The organism is Sandarakinorhabdus sp., assembly GCF_040398665.1.
In the GTDB taxonomy this organism is placed as follows: domain Bacteria; phylum Pseudomonadota; class Alphaproteobacteria; order Sphingomonadales; family Sphingomonadaceae; genus Sandarakinorhabdus.
Genome location: NZ_JBBATQ010000020.1, coordinates 1 through 1315 on the forward strand (window position 1 = coordinate 1; position 1315 = coordinate 1315).

General features: G+C 63.2%; 1 protein-coding gene. It reads right to left on the bottom strand.

Annotation, left to right across the window (positions count from 1 at the left end; genetic code table 11):
• Positions 1-1315 (bottom strand): putative Ig domain-containing protein (locus ABWP22_RS15660; RefSeq protein ID WP_353200928.1); only part of this gene is annotated, 1315 nt, incomplete at both ends.

Below are 1315 nucleotides of genomic sequence, written 5' to 3' on the forward strand. Positions count from 1 at the left end.
ACGGTGATGCTGCCGTCTGCCTTCATGGCGGCGAAGGCGTTGTTGTTGGTGTAGATGGTGGTGAAGCCGGTGCCGCCGGGCGCGCCGGTGCCACCGCTATCGGTGGCGCCCCAGGAGACGATCGAGCCGTTGGTCTTCAGCGCAGCGAAGGAGCCGCCGGTGGAAAAGACTTGGGTGAAGTCGGTGTCAGAGGGGAAGCTGGTGTCGAATGTGCCCGAGGCGCCCCACGAGACGAGGGAGCCATCGACCTTCATGGCGGCAAAACCGTTGGCGGAAGACCAGACATCGACAAAGCCGATCCCTGCTGGCCCGTTGGTTCCCCCCCCATTGTTGGTGTTTCCCCACACGGCAATGCTGCCATCAAATTTGAGAGCCGCATAGGAGCCGTTATTGGCAAAGATCTTGGTGTAGCCGGTGCCCGTGGGCGCGTTGGCACCGCCGCCAACACTATCTCCCCAGGCGGTGATGCTGCCGTCGGCTTTGAGCGCCGCATAGGCACCGGCGTTGGGAGTAATGCTGGTATAGCCGCTGCCAGTGGGAGCACCCACCACAGTGCCCCAGGCGCTGATACTGCCGTCGGCCTTGAGGGCGGCGAACCCAAATTGTACAGAGTATATTTTGGTGTAGCCGCTGCCAGTGGGCGCGCCGGCGCCGCCGACGGAAGTGCTCCCCCAGGCCGTGATACTGCCGTCGGCCTTCATGGCAGCGAACGCATATTGTGCAGAGTAGATCTTGGTGTAACCGCTGCCAGTGGGCTCGCCAACGCCGCCGAAGCGGCTGTCACCCCAAGCTTCGATGCTGCCATCATATTTTAGTGCGGCATAGGCGTTAGAGCTGGCGGTGATCTGGGTGTAGCCGGTGCCGGTGGGTTCGCCACTGCCGCCGTAATCATTAGCGCCCCAGGAGTAGACGCCGCCGTTGGCAGTGAGGCCGGCAAAGGCCGCCCCGTTGGGTGATTCCGTGCCCGAGCCGATGGTGTAAACGGCACCCGCACCTTGGCGTTGGTTGGGCAGCAGCGAGCTTTCCACCCTCAGGTTGAAGTTTTGGGTGATGCTGCCGGCGGCGCTGGTGGCGTTGATGGTGAGCGGGAAGGTACCGGGTTCAGCCGGGTTGCCATAGATCCAGCCGGTGGCGCCATCGAGCTTCATGCCGACGGGCAGGGTGCCGGTGGTGATGGTGAAGTTGAGGCCGTCGCCCTGAATGCCTAGGAACAGTTGCGATTGCACTGTCTGGTTGATACTGAGGCTGACAGGCGCGCCGGCGGATTGCGGGAAGTAAGGCGCCGACAGCGTGGGCGACTGCACGGTGAGGAAGT